Below are 19,902 nucleotides of genomic sequence, written 5' to 3' on the forward strand. Positions count from 1 at the left end.
AATTCTCCCCACATGAAATACTTTGGACAAAACTTTCAAATCAATCATTATTAATCATATTCCATGGTATAATGTGATTGAATTCAATCATGTCATGCGTAAAATAAGGAGGCAATCTTATGGAATCCCATACCAGAAGCCAGGAAATCTTAAAATTACTAAAGGAAAAAACCTATTGCTCCGTAGAAGAGCTTTCTCATATCCTCTATGCCAGTGAAGCCACCATACGCCGCGACTTAAAAAAGCTTCAGACAGACGGCCTCATCCATCGCACAAGAGGAGGCGCCTATCCGCTTCAGGACAGCCAGCTGGAATGGCCGGTCCACTATAAGATCCGTGACAACCCGGATAAAAAAGAAAGGATCGCGGATCTGGCCTTAAAGCTGGTGTCCCCCGGCCAGACCCTTTTTCTGGACTCCAGCAGCACCAGCATCGCCCTGGCCAGGCGTCTTACAGAGATCCGAGGCGTCACAGTCCTGACTAACGGGCTGATAACCGCCTGTCTGCTGGCTCCCGCGCCTGGAATCACCGTCTATACCACCTGTGGAAAAGTACAGCCGCAGTTACTGTCCCTGTCCGGTCCCAACGCGGCGGACTTCATCTCCAGGCATCACGCGGATCTGGCTTTTGTTTCCTGCCGCGGCCTGTCCTCTTCTTCCGGAATCACCGACTATGATGAAGACAACGCCTTAATCAAACGGGCCTATAAAAATCATGCGGATAAGACGGTCCTCCTGGCTGACGACAGCAAATTCAGCAGACATTTCTTCCACCGGACCTTTGAATTTTCCGAAATCTCCTCCATCATCACCAACAGCCCGCCGCCTCCGGACATCGCCGGAATCTGCAGCAGGCTGAATGTGAATGTCATCTTCTGATGAGGTCAGATATTTTCATCCTTGAGGACATCTACAATATTTGCTTTTTTGATTTTTCTCGAAGAATACCACATGGTGAGTCCCACCACCGCCATTACGCACACTACCGCGATTGCCACCTGGCCCCAAATGATATAGAATCCCGTGGCTATGGCGCTGGCTATGCTCAAGTAGATGCCGTACATCAGGATCAGTCCTATCGGCAGTCCGTAAAGCAGTGCCTTTAGGCCGTAAAATATACTTTCATAGGCGACCATCCGGCCAAACCGCGCCGGATCCATGCCGACCGATTTGAGCATCGCGTATTCTCTCCTCCGGAGAGCCATACTGGTGGATATGGTATTAAATATACTGGTGACGCAGATAAGAGCGGTCAGGATGATAAAACCATATACAAATACGTTGACCAAAAGAAGCATGTCATTGATCGTCTTCTGCTCCTCCACAAGGCTGTAGACGTATATATTCTTGCCTTCGTCCGCCATGTTCTTGAGCTCTGCCCTCAGCGCGTCATGATCATCTGTTCTCAAGTATACCTGAGATGCGTTTGTCCAGTCTGCTCCATACAGTTCGTTTCCAATTCTTACGGCATTTTCCACAGTTGTATACATACACATACTATTGAAATCAGAATCATAATATCCTCCTAACGGCAGCTGGTCTGTGATTCCGGCCACAGTGAATCCTAAACGTCCCAGTGATTCCTTATAGTCCCCCGCTCCGTCGCCTCCTTCCGTCTTGAAAAAGGAACCGGATACGGAATCCCCTGTCTTTAAGTTCCAGCTTTCTTTCCAGGATGATCTGCCATTTGTCACATCGCTCCTTTTGTTTATCAGGATCACGCCGTTCTTCGAGGCGTCGAAGAGCTGCTCTTCATCCGCTCCCGTCCGTGCGGCAAATTCCTTGAGACTGGCATCGTCCATTCCTATAAGACGGACGCCTATCACATAAGGCCCCACATCTTCACCGGCGGCTTCCAGATTTCCTCCCTCCTCCAGCTTCTTCCTTACTTCTTCTGTGAGTGCATTTCCGTCATCCAGATAATAGCTGAAGGAAACGTTGACCGCCGAAGCGAACTCTGTGATATTTCCCATACTGCGTATCTGCTCTATCTTCTCGTCATTGCCGTTCTCCTGATCTTCCTCCTCATCCGGGTAAAGAGTCACGGAAATGTCCGGCGTCTTCGAAGAGTCCACCCCCAGCTGCATCCGGTAGGCACCCTTCAGATATGCCGTAAAGGATGCCACGCTCAGATAAAGGGCAATGCTGAATACCAGAGAAAGGACCGTAGCGCGGTAACGCTTTTTATTTCTTTTCAGATTTTTGAGGGCAAGCTCTCCCTCAAATCCAAACAGCGCTCTGGTAAGCTTTGAGGTCTTCACCTGTTTCGCACTCAGCTTCACATCTTTATTCTGGCGGATGGCCTCCACAGGAGTGATCCTGGACGCGCGCCGGGCCGGGATCCAGGCAGATATAAGGATCGTCGCCGCCGCCAGGATCACCGCGCCCAGGATGCCCGGCCAGGAGACGATCACCTGCATGGTCACTCCTTCCATGCCATACATCCCGTTCACCAGCCCCTGGATGCACTGTGTCGTCACAAAGACGCCGGCAAAGCCCAGAAGAAGTCCAAGGGGAATCCCTATTGCTCCCAAAATGACCGCCTCAGTAAATACCGAATTTCGTTTCTGTTTTTTAGTCGCCCCCACACTGGCCAGCATGCCAAGATACCTGCTTCGTTCCGAAATGGATATCGAAAAAGAGCTGTAAATGACTGCGACAGAGCCGGCGGCCACGATTAACATCATGACCCATTTTACTCTGGTCAGCATGCTCACGATTGTATTATTGCCGGAAAGCAGGTAATAGGAAAGAAGAGACGTATTGTACCCACATTCCACATCCAAAGACGCCGCAAGCCCGTCAGCCCAGCTGTAAAGGCCTTTATTCAGGCTTTTCACTTTGACGGACACATCCAGCTTTTCTGTCCCGTCAAGTGACGAAGTATCCAGATATGTGATGGCTGTATAAGAGGCCTGATTATAACTTTCAAAGTGGGGGCGCTCGATGATCCCAACCACCTTATAAGACGCGGGATGCGTATCCTCCAGTGTTTCATCCGGCTCCAATCCATAGTAGGCCGGCGCTTCCCGGTCCCCGTCCTGATCGTGGATGACTCTGGTCCCCATCTCCAGCTGAATGGTGTCCCCCACCTTCCATTCAACGCCTCCATTGCTTTTAAGGTGTTCTGGCAGCACGATCTCATCTGCGGATTCCGGATATCTTCCTTCCATAAGCGTAGTCGGGAACTCTTCCATCGCCGTAGGATCAAATCCCTGTACCAAAAGATACGGCTTGTATTCGTTCTCTCCGTCCGGCAGAGACGCTGTTCCCACAGTAGTGACAACGGAAGCCTTATCCACATGTCCATCCTCTTCTATGGCAGGAAGCTTTTCCTTATCCACGTCATAAAACTGCACATGCCACTCTCCGTCCTGAACGATTTCACTCTGCCGCATCATATCCAGAAAAGATTCCGCAAACGCAGAAATGGCGGTGATCAACGCCACCGACAGCATAATGCCCAGAATCGTCACCGCCGTCCTTTTCCGGTTCTGCCGCAGATGCTTTACGGTCACTTTACTTACAATGTTCATGCCCTTACCCCCTGACGCCAGCTGGCCTCTCTGGCCTGACTCTGCCTGCCGGTCTGCCACTGATCTCCGGAAATCCGTCCGTCCTCAATGGATATCACCCGGTCAGCCTGAAGCGCTATCCGCTCATCGTGAGTGATGATGATAAGTGTCTGGTGATATTGCCGGTTGGACTCTTTCAAAAGCTCCACGATCTCAGCGCTGTTTTTGGAATCCAGGTTTCCGGTGGGTTCATCCGCCAGCACCAGAGCCGGGTGGTTGATGAGGGCCCTTCCAATGGATACCCTCTGCTGCTGTCCGCCGGACAGCTGATTAGGCAGATGGTTCATTCTTTCTTTCAGCCCCAGCACCCGGGTCAGCTCGTTCAGATACTTTTCATCTGGCTTCTGACCGTCTAAAAGAAGCGGAAGAGTCAGATTCTCTCTGACGTTCAGAACCGGCAGCAGATTGTAGAACTGATAAATCAGACCTATCTGCCTTCTCCTGAAAATAGCCATTTTCGTCTCATTCAGATCATATATGGGAGTACCATCAATGACGACCTGGCCGGAGGACGGCCGGTCCACTCCTCCCAGGATATGAAGAAGCGTGGACTTTCCAGAGCCGGACGGCCCGATAATGGCTACGAATTCACCTTTGTCCACCGAAAATGACACATTTCTCAGAGCGTCTACCCTGGTGTCTCCCAAACCGTATGTCTTGCATAAGTTCTCAACCCGTAATACTTCCATAATGTCTCCTCCATTTATCCATACTCTATTTTGCTTTTCTTTTGCTTTCTGTTTATTATCATACCCCTTTTACATGACAATCCGGTGACAATTTCCGTGACAGTTTTGTCACTTTCCTAATAATTTTTAAGCCTAGTATAGAAGCATAAAAACGGCCTGCCCGGATATTCTCCCGGTCAGGCCGTTTTTTATTTTCAGATTCCTTTTTTGGGAACTGCCAATTATTTTAAGGTCAGCACATACATAATGATAAAGATTGCAGACAGAATGTAGATCAATACCGGAACTTCTTTCGCTTTTCCGCGGAACAGCTTGATAACAGTATAGGAAATGAATCCAAATCCAATACCGTCGGAAATGCTGTATGCAAAAGGCATCATGGCAATCGTCAGGAAACAGGGAAGAGCTGTCTCAAAATCAGACCAGTCAATCTTCACCGCTCCCATCATCATATATACTCCTACGATTATCAGAGCAGGAGCCGTCGCCGCGCCGGGTACAATACCCGCAATGGGCGCCAGAAGAATGCAGACTAAGAAAAGTACGCCGGTCACCACAGAAGCAAGACCAGTCCTGCCGCCCTCCTGGATACCTGTGGAAGACTCCACATAAGTCGTAACGGTAGAAGTACCGACACATGCGCCGAAGATTGTCGCAACAGCATCTGCGATCAGAGCTCTGTCGCCTCCGGGCAGGTTGCCGTCTTTATCCAGCATGCCCGCATTTCCCGCAGTGCCTAAAAGGGTCCCTACTGTATCGAAGCAGTCTACGATGGCGAAGCTGATCACCGCTGTGATGAGCGGAAGGATGCCCATTGCCATCAGGCCTCCGAAATCGAACTGGAACATAGTCAGGCTGAGATTACCGATATGGCTCATGGTGATCGTCTCAGGCATAGTGGTGACGCCCATGGGGATACCGATGATAGTTGTGATGATGATTCCGATGAAAATCGCCGCTTTTACCTTATGGGCGATCAGGATTGCTGTGATCAGAAGGCCGATGATAGCCAGCAGGGCAGAACCCTTTGTGATCACGCCCATGTCCGTATAGCTGCCGCCCTCCGGGCCGAAGCATTTTACGATGCCGGCATTCAGAAGGCCGACAAAAGTGATGAACAGGCCGATGCCGACGGAAATCGCATTTTTCAGGCAAGGCGGGATAGATGCAATAATTTTTCCTCTCAGGGGAGAGATCGCAATGATCAGGAACAGGATACCAGAAATCAGCACGATCGTAAGGCCCTGCTGCCAGGTATAGCCCATGCCCATGCAGATCGTATAAGTAAAGAATGCGTTAAGCCCCATGCCGGGAGCCTGGGCGAAAGGCACGTTTGCCACAAACGCCGTCAATAAAGTACCCACCGCGGCTGAAAGGCATGTCGCCACCATAACGGCTGTAAAATCCATACCTGTAGCAGACAGGTAATTGGGATTCACAAAAATAATATACGCCATGGCAAAAAAAGTGGTGATACCGGCAATAACCTCTGTTCTTACATTGGTATTATGCTTCTTCAGTTTGAAAAGCTTTTCCATTTTTCATCCTCCGTTTCTTAGACATAACACACCGGAACAAAGAACGCTTTTTCCTTGTTCCGGCTGTACTGTATTTCAAACTGAAACTATAGTACCATAAATTTTTTATAAACTCAATGAGAAATTTTTATAAAAATGAATTTCATATGATATACTGACTAAATAACATAACCTTGTTTTTTCAGGAGGCACAGACATCATGAAACATATCGCAACGCCAATCTGCGGGATATCCGGAGTTTACCCCGCATGTAAATACGGCCGTTCCCTCAGCCAGAAACTATATCTGGAATTAACGCCGCCCTCCGCTTCTGACACGATGGGAGATGCCGACCGCCTGCAAAACGCCCTCGACGCGCTTTCGCTTAAAGATCGCTCCCCTTTCTCAGAACAGGCTCGCCCCTTCTTTTCCCTTCCTTATCCAGTCCTTGTCCGGGATTATCCGTCCTTCCGGCAGAAAGACTGGAAAATCACCGTAACTCTGGTGTTTACGGGCAGGAATTGGGAGATCACTTCCATTGAAGCGGGCGATACCACGAATTTCCATTATGGTCTTGCCGCAGATCTCGGCAGCACTACGGTGGCAATGGCCCTTATGAATCTGAACACGGGAGAGATTCTGGCAGAAGAAAGCTGTTTCAACCGCCAGATTTCATTTGGAGAAGACATCTTAAACCGCATCTTCTATACCAGATCAAATCCTGAGCATCGAAAAGAGCTTCAGCAGGCAGCCGTGGACAGTCTTGTCTTTCTGATGGAAGAGCTGGAAAAGAAAAGCGGCATTTCCGTATCTGAATGCCCTGTCATGGTCATCGGCGGAAATACCACTATGATTCACTTCCTTCTTAATATTGACGCTTTTCCTGTCTTTATGTCGCCCTTCGCACCGGTCTTTAATCAAACCGGCTTTCTTCCCGGCCGGGAGCTTACTCTTCCTTTTTCCGGGCTGATATACTGTCTTCCATCCTCCGCCAATTATCTGGGCGGCGATATCATCAGCGGGATTCTCGCCGCAGGGATGGCGGAAGATTCCCATATTTCCCTATATATCGATATCGGCACCAACGGAGAGATGGTCATAGGCAGCTCCGAATTTCTCGTAGCCGGCGCGGGCGCCGCCGGTCCGGCCCTGGAGGGCGGAATAAGCCGTTTCGGGATGCGCGCCGATACCGGCGCCATAGATTCCGTCAGAATCACGGACGGTACTCTCGTTGTCACCGTGATCGGAAACGGACCCGCAAAAGGCATATGCGGATCCGGCATCGTGGATCTGCTGGCCCAGCTTCTTTTAAACGGATGGATGAATCTCCAGGGAAACCTTCTCATGGGAAGCTCTGACCGTATCGTCTTAAAAGACGAAGAAGCGGCCGTGGTATACGCTTGGGGAAAGGATTCCGAAACGGGTGAGGACCTGTACTTTTCTCAAAAGGACATTGACAGTTTTCTGGACACGAAGGCCGCCGCCAGCACAATGGTCTCCTGTCTGCTGGAAGAAACCGGCATTTCCACAGAAGATATAGAACGTATCTATACGGCCGGTTCCTTCGGCAGATATCTGGACCTGGAGTCCGCTATTACCATCGGGCTTTATCCGGATCTTCCAAGGGAGCGTTTCTCCTGTGTCGGAAACGGGTCATTAAAAGGCGCCTGCAGTCTTCTCGCAGACAGGCGCCTTATGAATCAGATCTCTCATATTCTGCCGAACATTCATTATATCCAGTTCGGTATGGCAGAAGACTTTGTGACAAAAATGCGGGCCGCCAGATTCTTTCCCCATACAGATCTGGACTGCTATCCCACCGTGAAGCGGGAACTGCAGAAACGTCATATTCTGCCCGCAGAATAAACCATTACTTTCCAGGTACATCCTCCTGGTATTTATTCACTTTTTTCCATGTCGATCTGTCCGTTCCGTTATGGGTGGAATTCGCAATCGTATCATGGAGTGTATCTGCATCCTTTGCCAGGATACTGGCTGACCCTCCCGCACTTCCGTTCCATTTGGTCGCCCCGTACCACTCCTGAGTGACCGGGTCAAACACATACGGAACCGACCAGTTGCTGGCCGTGCCGGGGTCTTTCGTCGCGTACAGCCATGTCCTCTGCTCCATCGGCAGGGAAGAATCGGCTGACTCACTGTAAAACGGCTGAATATAATAAGTTTCTCCGTCCACAGTCAGCGTCGGCCACTGGCCCCCATATTCTTTCAGAAATGCCTCTCTCAGGGCATAATTCTTTTTTTGAGAAGACTGTTCCGCAAATTTCTGGAAATCTCCCCAAAGTCCCAGGCTCGCGGCATTGGGATTGGCCGGAGTGCTTCCTCCGTCTCCGGAAATGCTGTCTTTATGCTTGTCACAGACAATCTGCAGAGTATCGGTATTCTCCAGAGGATCCCCCGTGCACATCACAGTGTAAGTCCCTCCCTCCGGACATTTGATCTCCGAATCATCCACCATCTGCTGCAGATCCCGGACAGTATGCGCCTCATCCATGGCAAGCGCATCGACCAGGTCATATATCAATGCTCTCCTATTCGACTGGCACGGCACTTTTTTTGCATTGGTGATATGCCTCATTATCCACGGCACAACGGCTGCGGCCAGGACAAGTATGATCACGATCACTACGATCAGCTCCACCAAGGTGAAGCCCTTTTTAGTATTTCTTTTCCTTTGTACGGCAACCAACCCCCTTCAGATCACTCTTCCTCTTTCCTATTATATCTGTTCTGCCCCAAAAGTAAAGCAGAGTTTCTCTCCTGAAAAAGCAATCGGGATACTGCTTTTTTAAAGCAGTATCCCGCTGGATATTTCCTGTGAGGCCTAAATCTGGCCTACTCTGTTTATCTCTCAGTCCGCCAGTATCATACGGTCATTGGCAAATTCTCCGCCGCTGGCGTCTTCAAACTTCTTCATCAAGTCTTCTACGGTGAGCTTCTTCTTTTCCTCTCCCCGCACGTCATAAATGATATGTCCTTCATGCATCATGACCAGCCGGTTCCCCAGACGGATGGCGTCCTTCATGTTATGGGTCACCATTAACGCCGTCAGCTTCTCCTCTGCGATGATCTCTTCTGTCAGGTTCAGCACCTTTTTAGCCGTTCTCGGATCCAGAGCAGCCGTGTGCTCATCCAAAAGCAGCAGCTTCGGCTTCTGCAGCGTCGCCATCAAAAGAGTCAGCGCCTGCCTCTGTCCTCCGGATAGAAGGCCCACCTTAGATGTCATACGGTCCTCGAGACCAAGGCCGAGGCGTTTAAGCTCTCCGTAAAACACCTCTTTTTCTTCTTTTGTGACGCCCCATTTGAGTCCCCGTCTCCTGCCCCTTCTGTGGGCCAGAGCCAAGTTCTCCACAATCTGCATATTTGCCGCGGTCCCCATCATCGGATCTTGGAATACGCGGCCCAAAAGAGCTGCCCGCTTATATTCCGGCTGTCTGGAAATATTGACTCCATCCAGGAAGATAGTCCCGCAGTCTATGGGATAAACGCCCGCGATCATATTAAGCGTCGTGGATTTTCCCGCTCCGTTTCCTCCGATTATCGTCACAAAATCCTCAGGCTCCAGATGCAGATTGATATCACGCAGAGCCTGCTTTTCATTTACCGTTCCAGGATTGAAGGTTTTGCTCACATGGCTGATTCTTAACATGCTCCTTTCCCTCCTTTCCCGGTCTGGCCGTCCGTCATCGGGTCATAGTTCGACGCCTGTCTCCGCTTATCCAGCAAGACGGGCACCGTCAGGGCCGCCGCGACCAGAATGGCCGTAAGAAGTTTCAGATCATCGGTGTTAAGGCCCATCTGCAGGACTACCGCTACGATGATCCGGTATATCACAGAACCGACCACCACAGAAATCAGCTTGACGCCAAAACTGCTCTTCTTGCCAAAGATGACTTCACCGATGATGATGGATGCCAGGCCGATGACAATGGCCCCGGTCCCCTGCTTTACATCCGCGTATCCCTGACTCTGTGTCACCAAGGCGCCGGATAAAGCGACCAGGCCGTTGCTGATGGCCAGCCCCAGCACCTTATGGGTATTGGTGTTCATGCCAAGAGAACGGACCATATTTTCATTGTTTCCGGTCGCCCGGATGGCAGAGCCAATCTCCGTCCCGAAAAACCAGTACAGGAAGGAAATAAGAACTGCCGTAAAGATCAATCCTATTATCAGCGATACCCAGTTCTGGGAAAGCCCGGTCAGCCCGGTCAGCCCCTTGAATATGGTCGGAACTTTTAAAAGGGGCGTATTGGAACGTCCCATAATCCTTAGATTGATGGAATACAGTCCTATCTGTGTCAGAATTCCTGCCAGAATCGCCGGAATCTCACATTTCGTATGCAGCACGCCGGTTATAAAGCCTGCCGCCATACCTGTTAAAATAGCTGCCAGCACCGCCAGGTATGGATTAACACCGGCCGTGATAAGTGCGGCACAGGTACAGCCCCCCAGAGCAAAGCTGCCGTCCACGGTCAGATCTGCCACATCCAGTATCCGGTATGTCAGATAAACGCCCAGCGCCATGATACCCCAGAGGATCCCCTGGCTTATGGCGCCCTGAATCGCTAATAAAACCCCCATAATCGCCCGTCTCCTTCATCTATCGCCGTTTATTCTGCCAAATCCTTCGCTTTGTCCTTTACGGCATCCAGACTTACGCCCAGCTCTGCCGCAGCTTCCGAATTCACGGCCAGCGTACAGTCATCCGCGCTGATATACCGAATCGGCATGGCGCTCACGTCGGAACCGTTTTTAAGGATCTCCACAGCCATTTCTCCGGCCATTTTCCCAAGAGAATAGTAATCAAGGCCATATGTAGCAAGACCGCCGTTGGTCACCATACCCTCTTCTCCCACGATACAGGGCAGTCCGTTGGGATTGGTCACCATGGATACCGTAGCCATGCCTTCCGCCAGCAGATTGTCGGTGGGGATATAAACTGCGTCTACTTTTCCGATCATGGACTCTGCAACAGACTGAATCATGCTGGAATCCGATACGGTGAACTCTTCAAACTCCAGGCCCTTTGCCTCGCATACTGATTTCGCCAGATCCGCCTGTACGATGGAGTTGTCTTCGGAGGAGCAGTACATGATGCCGATCTTCTTTGCGTCGGGAAGAAGTTCCTGAAGCAGGGAAATCTGTTCTTCTACGGGGTTCATATCGGAAGAACCGGAGACATTGGTGCCCGGCTTGTCATTGCTCTCCACCAGCCCGGCTACTTCAAAGTCTGTCACAGCCGTCGCCAGAACCGGAATCTCCGTCGTTTTTCCAGCCACTGCCTGTGCCGCCGGAGTCGCGATCGCCAGTATCAGATCGCTGCTGTTGTTCACCAGCTTATTCGCGATCGTCTCACAGTTGGAGGTGTCACCCTGTGCGTTGTTGAAATCCAATTCCAGGTTTTTCCCTTCCTCATATCCGGCTTCTTTCAGCGCGTCTTTAAAGCCTTCGTAGCTCGCGTCAAGGGCAGGATGCTCAGCCAGCTGGATAACGCCGATCTTTACAGTCTCGTTCCCTGCTTTCGTGTCCTCGCCGTCCGCAGCCTTCGTCGTCTCTCCGGCTTTTGTCGTCTCCTCTGCCTTCGTCGTCTTTTCCGCTGTCGTTTCCTTCGCCTTTGTGGTTTCCTTTGCGTCCTTATTTCCGCAGGAAGCCAACAGACCTACGGCGAGCAGCGCCGCCGTCATAAGTGCCAATGCTTTCCTTTTCATCTCAAAATCCTCTCTTTTCTTTATGATATAGCCCTATTATCATACTACAAAAGATGAGGAAGGTCAATACGTTAAAGCGTTACGGTTTAAAGCGACGCCACACTACCCCCGCAAGTAAAAGCAGGGTCCCGGCAGCCGCCAGATAGAATTTAGGAACATAGCTTCCTCCCATCATGGAAAACAGATAAAAGTTCTTCAGATATTTGTCTCCGTTGAAATTTGTGACATAATAAACGATGGGAATCATATATCCGACCGCGATATTGTCAGTGAGACTGTAAAAGAACATGCCCAGCCCTCCCAGGAACAGGGCTCCCGCCAAAGTACCCAAATAATAGTTCCACATCGGGAATTCGCAGCCGTTGTATTTAAGAAACACCACGCACACTCCTGTGTACAGCGCCAAAAATACCAGCGCCTCCAAAAGGCGGATCACATGGAGACACGTAATAGGCACCTTTTTGGAACGCAGAAGATCCCGGATATTCCTGTCCTGGTCCGGCAGGAAAGCCGGAACCAGGAAAATGATTCCCATGAGCGCCGCATACATTTCCAGGGTCTGCGCCGTCTCATTTGGTTCCAGATACTGCACCCCTGTCAGAAACGGCATCAGGCAGAGCAGTAGAAACCCCGCCAGCAGATGGAATTTCAGATGATATTTCAGATGAATCTTACCGGCTTTTACGTAATTTTCCACGACGTATGCCACCTCCTTTCCGCTTCCATGTATACACTCCGATGCAGAGCAGCACCAGCACAGCCGTCAGAACTCCATAAAAGATCCGGTTGGCGATCAGGTCCGGCAGCTGTCTGAAAAACAGTTCTGTATTTCCAAAATCATTGAACCGCGGTATAAATTTAAGGCCAAAGTTTCCATTGAGTCCTCCGAAGGACTGGAATACACTGAAGAACCAGAAAATCCCCTGGATCAGCACAGCCCATACGCTCTCTGTGAGCTCACTGATCAAAAAGCCTGCCGCCAGTGTAAACGCTACGGTAGGAAACAGCCAGCCGCCTACATATTTTACAAAAGCAAGGTGGTCCACAGCGATCCCCGCCCCGGCGGCAGCCGCGCCGCACTGGATATGAACGGCCGCGGCCATCACAATTACCGGCAGCATCGTCATGAATAGGGCGGCGAGGTACCTGGATAGTATCACACATGCGGATGACGCCTTCTTGGAGTAGATTACCTGCGAAGCTTTGGAGCGTTTATCCTTCAGTGTCCTGGCCACCGCAAGGAACATCGGCAGGATTGACAGCATCAGCCCCATATAATCACAGAACAGGCGGGCATAAGCGCCGGTATACCGGTCCTTCTCCACAATTGCCTCGTAATCCTCCAACGCCCCCTCGTAGGTCTGGGGCACCAGTATTCCATTCTTTAAGACCTCCGGGGCATAAGTAGAATGTCCTCCCAGCATGTCGTCAATCTCCCCCATCAGCTCTATAAAGCGTTCATATGTCAGCCCCTGCGCCGGACTGACGTCCGGCGTGACGACAACGCCTTCCATCTGATTAGCCTCTGCTTCATTGATATAATTACTGATGATGTCTCCCAGTTCTTCTTTGGAAGCTCCTACGAGTTCCCCCATGATTTTTTCCATCTGCACCATCTTTTTTTCACCCAGGACCACTTTTTTATAAAATCCAAGGGGATACGTGGTATAGCGGTTCTGTACATAATCCAGGGAAAGGTTTTGCAGCGTCCTGTTCATGATCACCTGTTCATCTCTGGAATACGTATGCCCATACTCTTCCTGTCCCTGCTGCGGCTTGGCAAGATTCCAGTTTTCTTCCCCAAGCTGGCTCATGAAAAACAAGATCAGGCAGGCCAGGAACGCATAGTATACGATACTTTTGCCTATCTGTCTGCACTCTTTCCAAAACAGTGAAATAAACATCAAAGTTCCCCCCCCTCCACATGCATCAAATACAGATACGCGTCCTCAACGCCTGCCCTGCAAAGCTTCGCCGGAAAAACAGGAGGAACGTCGGAAATAAACCGGACTGTCACCGAGCCCCCCACCGCCAGCATCGAAGTCACCGGATACATAGACTGCACCTTTGGAAGCTCAAGCTTTGAGATCTCCGCGCTGTAGACCCGTCCTTCCGTCATACTCAGCAGCTGCCCCACTGTCCCGTTGAAGATCAGCTCTCCTTCATCCAGGATTCCTATGTGTTCACAGGTAGCTTCCACATCCCCAACAATATGAGTGGATAAAATGACGATCCTGTCCTGGGCGGTTTCACAAAGAAGATTTCGAAATCGTACCCGTTCCTCCGGATCAAGCCCTGCCGTAGGTTCATCCACGATGAGCACTTTCGGATCGTGGAGGATTGCCTGTGCGATTCCAAGCCGTCTCCGCATGCCGCCGGACATGGCCTTCACCTTCGTCTTGACCTGAGCATCCAGATTCACTTTCTCCAAAAGAGGCAGGATTCGTTCTTTCCTCTCTTGTTTTGACAAGCCCGATAGAGCTCCCAGATAGTCCATTGCCTCATAGGCGCTCATACTCCCATACATGGAGAAATCCTGCGGCAGATATCCGACCATGGAACGCACTTCTTTCGCATGCTCTACTGGAACCCCGCAGACCTTGACCGTTCCTTCACTTTTCTTTAACAATGTGGACAATACCTTCATCAGGGTCGTCTTTCCCGCCCCATTCTTTCCCAGCAGGCCGAACATCCCAGAGGATATTGTAAGGTTAACATCCCGAAGCGCCTGCTTCTTCCCATAATACTGATTTAAATGCTCAATCGAAATTTCCATCTTTTTCTATCTCCTTTACTATAATAGACTCCTGATCAGATTCCCCATCCCCCGTAAAATAAAATGACCCCGACGGACAGGTGTATTTCCTTCTGTCAGGATCATTGTAAACATAAATTCTCTACTCTTTCCCTATATCTGGCGTCTTATTTCTTTTTAATTTTCCGTCACCTTATTTCCTCTTCTTCCGGGCGTACTTGAAAGGATGCAGAGATGATGGCTCCGCCGTTCACACTGTTATGGATAGCCAAAGTGCCTCCGTGTTTCCCGCACAGGACATAGCAGATATACAGCCCGATGCCGAAATGCTCCTGCGACTCTTCCTCTTTATCCTTATAATACGGCTTGGCCGCCATCTTAAGCCCCTCCTCGCTGAATCCGGGACCGTCATCCTGAACATAGATCTCCAGAAATCCTCCGACCTCTTCCATGACCACCTGTACCCACTCTTTTGCATAACGCAGGCTGTTGGACAGGATATTTTCCGCCACTTCGCAGACAATCGCTTCGTCAAGATACAGCTCCTTTGTCTGAGGCATTCTGCTGTCCATCCAGATATGCACGCCGCCGGAGCCGTCCAGGGCGGCTGTCATCTCCTTCATATCCCCGGTGATATCCGCCGCCGTCACCGGCTTCTTTTCCACCATCCGCTCTTCCAGGGTTCCTACGCTCTGCATGGTATCACCAAACCGTTTCAGCCTGATCACCTGTTTATCCATCATGGAAAGCGTCTCCAAAAGCTTTTCTTCACTTATGTTCCCCTGGGGATGATACTTCGAAAGCAGGTCGATGTACCCGTGCAGCACCGTAAGCGGCGTCCGAAGATCATGGGCAAATGCATGGTTCAGCCGTTTCTGCTCTTCCATCATATTCCACATCTTCTGATGGTTCTCCAGGAGGTTCTTCCGCATTTTCTCAAAGCTTTCACACAGCTTTCCCATCTCATCTTCTGAATGGTATTCACATTGAAAGTTTAGATCGCTGCAGCCGATCCTCGCCGCGCTGTCCGTCAGAATCTGAAGCGGTGTCTTCAGCTTATCCCGATAATAAAGTACCGATACCAGCGCCACTCCTGCTATGATACATAAAACCGGACTCCATGACTCCACAAAATCCAGAATCTGTATTACGACCCGGTCCCCCTGAGCCATGCTCTCCCACATGACGTAATAAAAGGCCCTCAGATTAGAGACTGCATATTCCGAGGCATATTTACCCCAGATGACATTGTCCGCACTCTGACAAATAAACTGGAGGATCATAATCGTCAGAAAGGTTCCCGCTGCTCCCAGTACGATATAAGCGGCCAGAGCTTTTTTCAGAGACGCGTCCATCAGCTTCTTCTTCCATTTATTTTTCTTTCGTTTCAGCCAGCCCACTGATAGCCCACCCCCCATACTGTCGCGATATAAGTCTTGTCAGAATATTTCTTAAATTTCATCCGGATGCGGCGGATGTGCTCGGTCACGATATTTTCATCGCCTTCGCTGTCATATCCCCACAGCTTCTCATAAATCCGCTCCTTAGAAAACACCTGTCCCCGATTCATAGAGAGCAGCTCTACGATATCAAATTCCGTCCTGGTCAGCCCCAGGTTCTCCTCTCCAAAATAGACGCACCGGCTGGAATAGTGGATCACCAGATCGTCTGAGAACCTAAGCAGATCTTTTTTCCCCGCCCGGGCCTCCCGGCGCAGGTGGGCCGCCACCCTGGCGGCCAGCTCATCCAGGGAAAACGGCTTTATAATATAATCGTCTCCGCCGATCATCAGACCGTTGACCCGGTCCTGTTCTTCCACCCTGGCAGTCAAAAACAAAATGGGACAGCTGACATATTCCCGGATGCGGCGGCACACCTCCAGGCCGTCCATCCCCGGCATATTGATGTCCAGAAGGATCAGATCCGGCTGACGGGAAACCTTTTCTAAAACTTCCCTTCCGTCCTTTGCCATTTCTGTCTGGTATCCCTGCATTTCAAAAAAATCCTTCAGCAGCGCCCGTATATCATGTTCATCATCCGCGATCAATATTTTATAGGCCATTTTTGCATCCTCTTTTCTCCATTCTACTCTGTTATAGTCTACCACCAATTTCCCTACAAAAACACTACGGAATCATTTTTTCGGTTGACATGACCGCAATCCTATGATATAAATGGAGGGTAGGTTTTTTCTACGGTACAGGGGTGTAGTTCAGTCGGTAGAACGTTGGTCTCCAAAACCAAATGTCGAGGGTTCGAGTCCTTCCGCCCCTGCTTCGGACGCAAAATAAGCTGGAAATACATATTTCTCGGGGCATTAGCGCAGCTGGGAGCGCGCCACACTGGCAGTGTGGAGGTCAGGGGTTCGAATCCCCTATGCTCCATGAAAAACACCATCTTAATCCAGACGTAGGATTAAAATGGTGTTTTTTTGTCCGGTCCAGACAACAAAAGGACGCTTCTAAAAAGCGTCCTTTTTATGGAGACAACAGGACTCGAACCTGCGACCCTCTACACGTCAAGCAGATGCTCTCCCAGCTGAGCTATGTCTCCGTCCGAAATTTAGTATAACCGAAAACGGGCTGGAGTGCAAGCGGAAAGAATCATTTCTTTTCAAAATATTCCGGCCCTTTATTATACGGCAAATTTTTCTATGGTCTGGTAAGGTCTAAGTTTTTCTATTATATGGTTTTTTTTCCAAAATCTTCTATGTTTGATTTTACAAACACTTGTACGAAGGAGGAAATCCCATATGGTGAGCAATGATATTCATGCAATGCTCTATTCTGTCGGAGTGTCTCAGTGTTATCGAGGATATGACTATTTTATCACAGCCATATCGATGATCATGGAAGATTCCCGTAAACTGCACAATATCCAAAGAGAAGTCTACCGCCCGATTGCCGAGCAGAACAACACCAGTGTCCAGAATGTGGAAAAGGACATCCGTACCATACGCAATGTCATCATGCGAAACGGCGGGGCCGATATGCTGGAAGAAATGACAGGATGCCGCTTCCGCCATGAAAACATGCCTTATCCGAAAGAAATCATCGAAATTTTTGCTAAATACTGCAAGCGGATAGCAGAAAAACCCTGATATGGTATCCGCCACCTGTCCAGCGAAAAAAATCTAAAGAAATCAAAGGATATTTTCTATTTAAAACAATTCATTGTTTTTCTTTCGGCACATGCCTTTTTCATTTTTCCTTTAATCATCTGATATTATCCATTATACCACAAATTCTGGTTCCCGTAACGTCTGCTGAGCAAGGAATCTGATAAAACTTTTCATGTCTTCTGATAAAAAAGAGTGACGGAAATACAAGCCCGTGGTAAACTGATACTGTGATTTTTCAATATGATCGAATAAGGAGAACGAAAATGCTGGAATTCCGATATGACACGCAGCTGCTCCTCGAAGGAGAAAACCTCGACGAAGACGCCATCAGTGATTATTTTACAGAACATTTTAAAGGTGACTGCCTGCTGGCGGTCGGAGACGAAGACCTGATCAAGATCCACTTCCATACAAATGAACCTTGGGAGGTCCTTAAATATTGTTCCTCCATCGGTGAAATCTACGATATCGTGATTGAAGATATGGACAGACAGGCCAGAGGTTTAAAGGGATGACAGAAAAAGCGGGACAAAGCTTAAAAACTTTGCCCCGCTTTTAAAGCGAAGACCTGATTTGTCATTCCTCAGCATATGGCAGCGTATAGAAATCCGCCTCTGCAAGCGCACTCAGAAACTGACTGACGGTACTGTCGTCTGAACGGCAATAGCCTCCATTCAGCCTGATCTTTCCTTTTCTTACAGCAAGAGTGATTCCTTCCCCTCCGCTTTCCTCTTCTGAAAACCGCAGGCTGAAATCCAGCTGCCACACTCCGGGCCGCGAACCCGAGGCGCTGTCTCCTCCTCCGTTATAATAAGCGGAATGGAAACGGATTCCCGTGATCCGCCCGTATTCCTCTTCCCACGCCTCCATACCGGCTATAAACTGCTCACGGGATTTTTCACGCCATTCCTCATAGCCAATGGACGAGTATTCTTCCGCCCGTTCCTCGAACGCCTCTTTGTCCTGCTGCTCCCGTTCCGCCATCTTCTCCCAAATCCATTTGGGAACGCAGGCAAATTGACCGTAATATGGTTCAAGATCGCGTTCATTCGTGTATGAATCCTGGCCTGCGTCAAACATCGTACCGATACAATAGCTGTCTCCTTTCAGGTTCCGCACACGCGCGGGGCGCTGTATTTCCTGGCCTTCCTCTCCGTCAAAGAACCCATCCCCCAGCCTTTCTTTTGCTTTCAGTTTGTCATACGCTTCCGCCGGTATGATATACTGGGTATTGTTCGACTGCGTATGCTGACATATCGTTTCCCAGAAGTCCAGGGCTTCCTCTCCCTCCAGAACGTCTGGAATCTCATTAAAATACTTGGCCGCCTCTGCCAAAGAAAACATCCATGTCTCTCCGTCGATCTCAATCGCCTGATATGCCTCCGTACTCACACCTTCCCCCCGGTATTTTACATAATCAGTCAAATCCTCCCATTTGCTTTCCGAGTCAAGCATATCGAACGCTTTTCCATAAGCTCCTTTTTTTAAAAGGGATAAAAAATGCTGGCCGCACATGATCTGACTCAAATTGCTGAAACAGATGCCTTCGCCGTTGATCTGCGCTATGCTCATCAATACCAGAGGGACCGCCAGCAGCGCTGCGATCAGCGAATAGATCCATCTTCTCCGCACCTTTCTCAGTCCATGCCGAAATTCTTTTCCTTCTTCCACGGCATCCGTTTCCAGCACCGGGATGTCTGGGACAGTTCCAAATGCCCGCTGATACGTTTCCCGGCACTCTCTGCACTCTTCTAAATGCTGTTCGACGGCCGCTTTACTTTCCGGTGAACAAACGCCATCCGCATAAAGCGGAAGCAGGTCCTGTATGATGCCACATTCTGTTCTCATCCTCTGTCCTCCCTTTCAATCAAAACTGTCAGCCGTTCCTTTGCCCGGAAATACGTAACCCTTGCCCAGCTCTCAGATTTTCCGAACAGCCGGGCCAGTTCCTTATAGTCCGTGCCGCTGTATACCCGCATCGCGATCACGGTCCGGTAAGGTTCAGGCAGATTTAACAATTGCCTGCGAAGAGACTGCACCCGTTCCTTCTCCAAAAATGCTTCCTCCGGATCTTTAAGCGCGCCGTCCTGCCGTTCTCCCGCCTCTTGTATGGGAACAGTCCGCTTTTGCCGTTTCATCTCCCGAAAATAAGCATTTTTTCCTATCTGGCACAGCCAGGTGGAGACGCTGCAGCGGTTCTCAAATTTGTCAGCATGCAGAAACGCCTGATAAAAAGTCTCCTGGGTCAGTTCCTCCGAGAGGCTGCGGTCACAGGACAGCGCGAGTAAGAACCGGTAGACTTGTCCGGCATACTTCTCATAAAGCTGTGAAAAGCCCGCCAAGTAATCCCCCCCTTTCTCTGTCTCATCTATTAGAGCGCTTGGAATCTAATTTGTTACATCTTTTTTTCCGTCTCCTTGGTCAATAAAACAGAGTATCCCATGGCATTGATTCCATAAAGAGCCTGTGATATACTCGAAATCAAAAGGAAGCTTATTATGACAAGAAAAATGGAGGGA

The 19,902-nt window shown here is 49.7% G+C and carries 18 protein-coding genes and 3 tRNA genes; 6 read left to right on the forward strand and 15 right to left on the reverse strand.

Annotated features, from left to right (window positions below; translation table 11 throughout):
* Nucleotides 1-119 precede the first annotated feature (119 nt).
* On the forward strand, nucleotides 120-878 hold the full coding sequence (locus H9Q78_RS04665; protein ID WP_249303867.1) for a DeoR/GlpR family DNA-binding transcription regulator: 759 nt from the start codon (nucleotides 120-122) through the stop codon (nucleotides 876-878).
* Nucleotides 879-883: 5 nt separating this feature from the next.
* Here H9Q78_RS04665 and H9Q78_RS04670 read toward each other — a convergent pair whose 3' ends face one another.
* From H9Q78_RS04670 to H9Q78_RS04680, 3 genes are all read right to left on the reverse strand, one after another.
* Nucleotides 884-3,535: an FtsX-like permease family protein gene (locus H9Q78_RS04670; RefSeq protein ID WP_249303869.1), complete on the reverse strand. Its 2,652-nt coding sequence runs from the start codon at nucleotides 3,533-3,535 to the stop codon at nucleotides 884-886.
* Nucleotides 3,532-4,263, reverse strand: coding sequence for an ABC transporter ATP-binding protein (locus H9Q78_RS04675; RefSeq protein ID WP_249303871.1), 732 nt, complete (start codon nucleotides 4,261-4,263; stop codon nucleotides 3,532-3,534). Before H9Q78_RS04675 ends, H9Q78_RS04670 begins: the two co-directional genes overlap by 4 nt.
* A 221-nt stretch (nucleotides 4,264-4,484) precedes the next feature.
* On the reverse strand, nucleotides 4,485-5,801 hold the full coding sequence (locus H9Q78_RS04680; RefSeq protein WP_249303873.1) for an NCS2 family permease: 1,317 nt from the start codon (nucleotides 5,799-5,801) through the stop codon (nucleotides 4,485-4,487).
* A 199-nt stretch (nucleotides 5,802-6,000) separates the two neighbouring features.
* Here H9Q78_RS04680 and H9Q78_RS04685 point away from each other — a divergent pair, with 199 nt between their 5' ends.
* Nucleotides 6,001-7,647, forward strand: coding sequence for an ASKHA domain-containing protein (locus H9Q78_RS04685; protein ID WP_249303875.1), 1,647 nt, complete (start codon nucleotides 6,001-6,003; stop codon nucleotides 7,645-7,647).
* A 4-nt stretch (nucleotides 7,648-7,651) separates the two neighbouring features.
* Here the strand turns inward: H9Q78_RS04685 and H9Q78_RS04690 are convergent, their stop codons facing one another.
* From H9Q78_RS04690 to H9Q78_RS04730, 9 genes are all read right to left on the reverse strand, one after another.
* A complete protein-coding gene (locus tag H9Q78_RS04690) occupies nucleotides 7,652-8,488 on the reverse strand; it encodes a prepilin-type N-terminal cleavage/methylation domain-containing protein (protein ID WP_249303877.1) in 837 nt (278 codons plus the stop codon).
* Between the two features lie 162 nt (nucleotides 8,489-8,650).
* A complete protein-coding gene (locus tag H9Q78_RS04695) occupies nucleotides 8,651-9,448 on the reverse strand; it encodes an ABC transporter ATP-binding protein (protein ID WP_249303879.1) in 798 nt (265 codons plus the stop codon).
* Nucleotides 9,442-10,380 (reverse strand): ABC transporter permease, encoded by a 939-nt coding sequence (locus tag H9Q78_RS04700; protein ID WP_249303881.1) that lies wholly within the window; start codon nucleotides 10,378-10,380, stop codon nucleotides 9,442-9,444. The genes H9Q78_RS04695 and H9Q78_RS04700 overlap by 7 nt, the downstream gene beginning before the upstream one ends.
* A 29-nt stretch (nucleotides 10,381-10,409) precedes the next feature.
* Nucleotides 10,410-11,507, reverse strand: coding sequence for an ABC transporter substrate-binding protein (locus tag H9Q78_RS04705; RefSeq protein ID WP_249303883.1), 1,098 nt, complete (start codon nucleotides 11,505-11,507; stop codon nucleotides 10,410-10,412).
* Between the two features lie 79 nt (nucleotides 11,508-11,586).
* Nucleotides 11,587-12,204, reverse strand: a complete 618-nt coding sequence (locus H9Q78_RS04710; protein ID WP_249303885.1) for a hypothetical protein — start codon at nucleotides 12,202-12,204, stop codon at nucleotides 11,587-11,589.
* Entirely contained in the window at nucleotides 12,179-13,411 is a 1,233-nt protein-coding gene (locus tag H9Q78_RS04715) for an ABC transporter permease (protein WP_249303887.1), read from the reverse strand. The genes H9Q78_RS04710 and H9Q78_RS04715 overlap by 26 nt, the downstream gene beginning before the upstream one ends.
* Nucleotides 13,411-14,283 (reverse strand): ABC transporter ATP-binding protein, encoded by an 873-nt coding sequence (locus H9Q78_RS04720; RefSeq protein WP_249303888.1) that lies wholly within the window; start codon nucleotides 14,281-14,283, stop codon nucleotides 13,411-13,413. Before H9Q78_RS04720 ends, H9Q78_RS04715 begins: the two co-directional genes overlap by 1 nt.
* Nucleotides 14,284-14,450: 167 nt before the next feature.
* Nucleotides 14,451-15,662, reverse strand: a complete 1,212-nt coding sequence (locus H9Q78_RS04725; protein WP_249303890.1) for a HAMP domain-containing sensor histidine kinase — start codon at nucleotides 15,660-15,662, stop codon at nucleotides 14,451-14,453.
* Entirely contained in the window at nucleotides 15,650-16,324 is a 675-nt protein-coding gene (locus H9Q78_RS04730) for a response regulator transcription factor (protein WP_249303892.1), read from the reverse strand. The genes H9Q78_RS04725 and H9Q78_RS04730 overlap by 13 nt, the downstream gene beginning before the upstream one ends.
* Before the next feature lie 139 nt (nucleotides 16,325-16,463).
* Here H9Q78_RS04730 and H9Q78_RS04735 point away from each other — a divergent pair.
* Together H9Q78_RS04735 and H9Q78_RS04740 are read left to right on the forward strand one after the other, a co-directional pair.
* Nucleotides 16,464-16,536, forward strand: a tRNA-Trp gene (locus H9Q78_RS04735).
* 37 nt (nucleotides 16,537-16,573) lie between these two features.
* Nucleotides 16,574-16,646 (forward strand) — tRNA-Ala (locus H9Q78_RS04740).
* 96 nt (nucleotides 16,647-16,742) lie between these two features.
* Here H9Q78_RS04740 and H9Q78_RS04745 read toward each other — a convergent pair.
* Nucleotides 16,743-16,815, reverse strand: a tRNA-Val gene (locus H9Q78_RS04745).
* Between the two features lie 199 nt (nucleotides 16,816-17,014).
* Between H9Q78_RS04745 and H9Q78_RS04750 the strand changes: the two genes are divergently transcribed.
* A complete protein-coding gene (locus tag H9Q78_RS04750) occupies nucleotides 17,015-17,362 on the forward strand; it encodes a sporulation initiation factor Spo0A C-terminal domain-containing protein (protein WP_249303894.1) in 348 nt (115 codons plus the stop codon).
* A gap of 284 nt (nucleotides 17,363-17,646) precedes the next feature.
* Nucleotides 17,647-17,898 (forward strand): kinase to dihydroxyacetone kinase, encoded by a 252-nt coding sequence (locus H9Q78_RS04755; protein WP_231062770.1) that lies wholly within the window; start codon nucleotides 17,647-17,649, stop codon nucleotides 17,896-17,898.
* 61 nt (nucleotides 17,899-17,959) lie between these two features.
* Here the strand turns inward: H9Q78_RS04755 and H9Q78_RS04760 are convergent, their stop codons facing one another.
* Both H9Q78_RS04760 and H9Q78_RS04765 read right to left on the reverse strand, forming a co-directional pair.
* Nucleotides 17,960-19,231, reverse strand: a complete 1,272-nt coding sequence (locus H9Q78_RS04760) for a zf-HC2 domain-containing protein (protein ID WP_249303895.1) — start codon at nucleotides 19,229-19,231, stop codon at nucleotides 17,960-17,962.
* Nucleotides 19,228-19,725 (reverse strand): RNA polymerase sigma factor, encoded by a 498-nt coding sequence (locus H9Q78_RS04765; RefSeq protein ID WP_249303897.1) that lies wholly within the window; start codon nucleotides 19,723-19,725, stop codon nucleotides 19,228-19,230. Before H9Q78_RS04765 ends, H9Q78_RS04760 begins: the two co-directional genes overlap by 4 nt.
* Nucleotides 19,726-19,902: the final 177 nt, after the last annotated feature.

Origin of the sequence: Qiania dongpingensis (genome assembly GCF_014337195.1) — a bacterium.
GTDB classification, from domain to species: Bacteria; Bacillota; Clostridia; order Lachnospirales; family Lachnospiraceae; genus Lientehia; species Lientehia dongpingensis.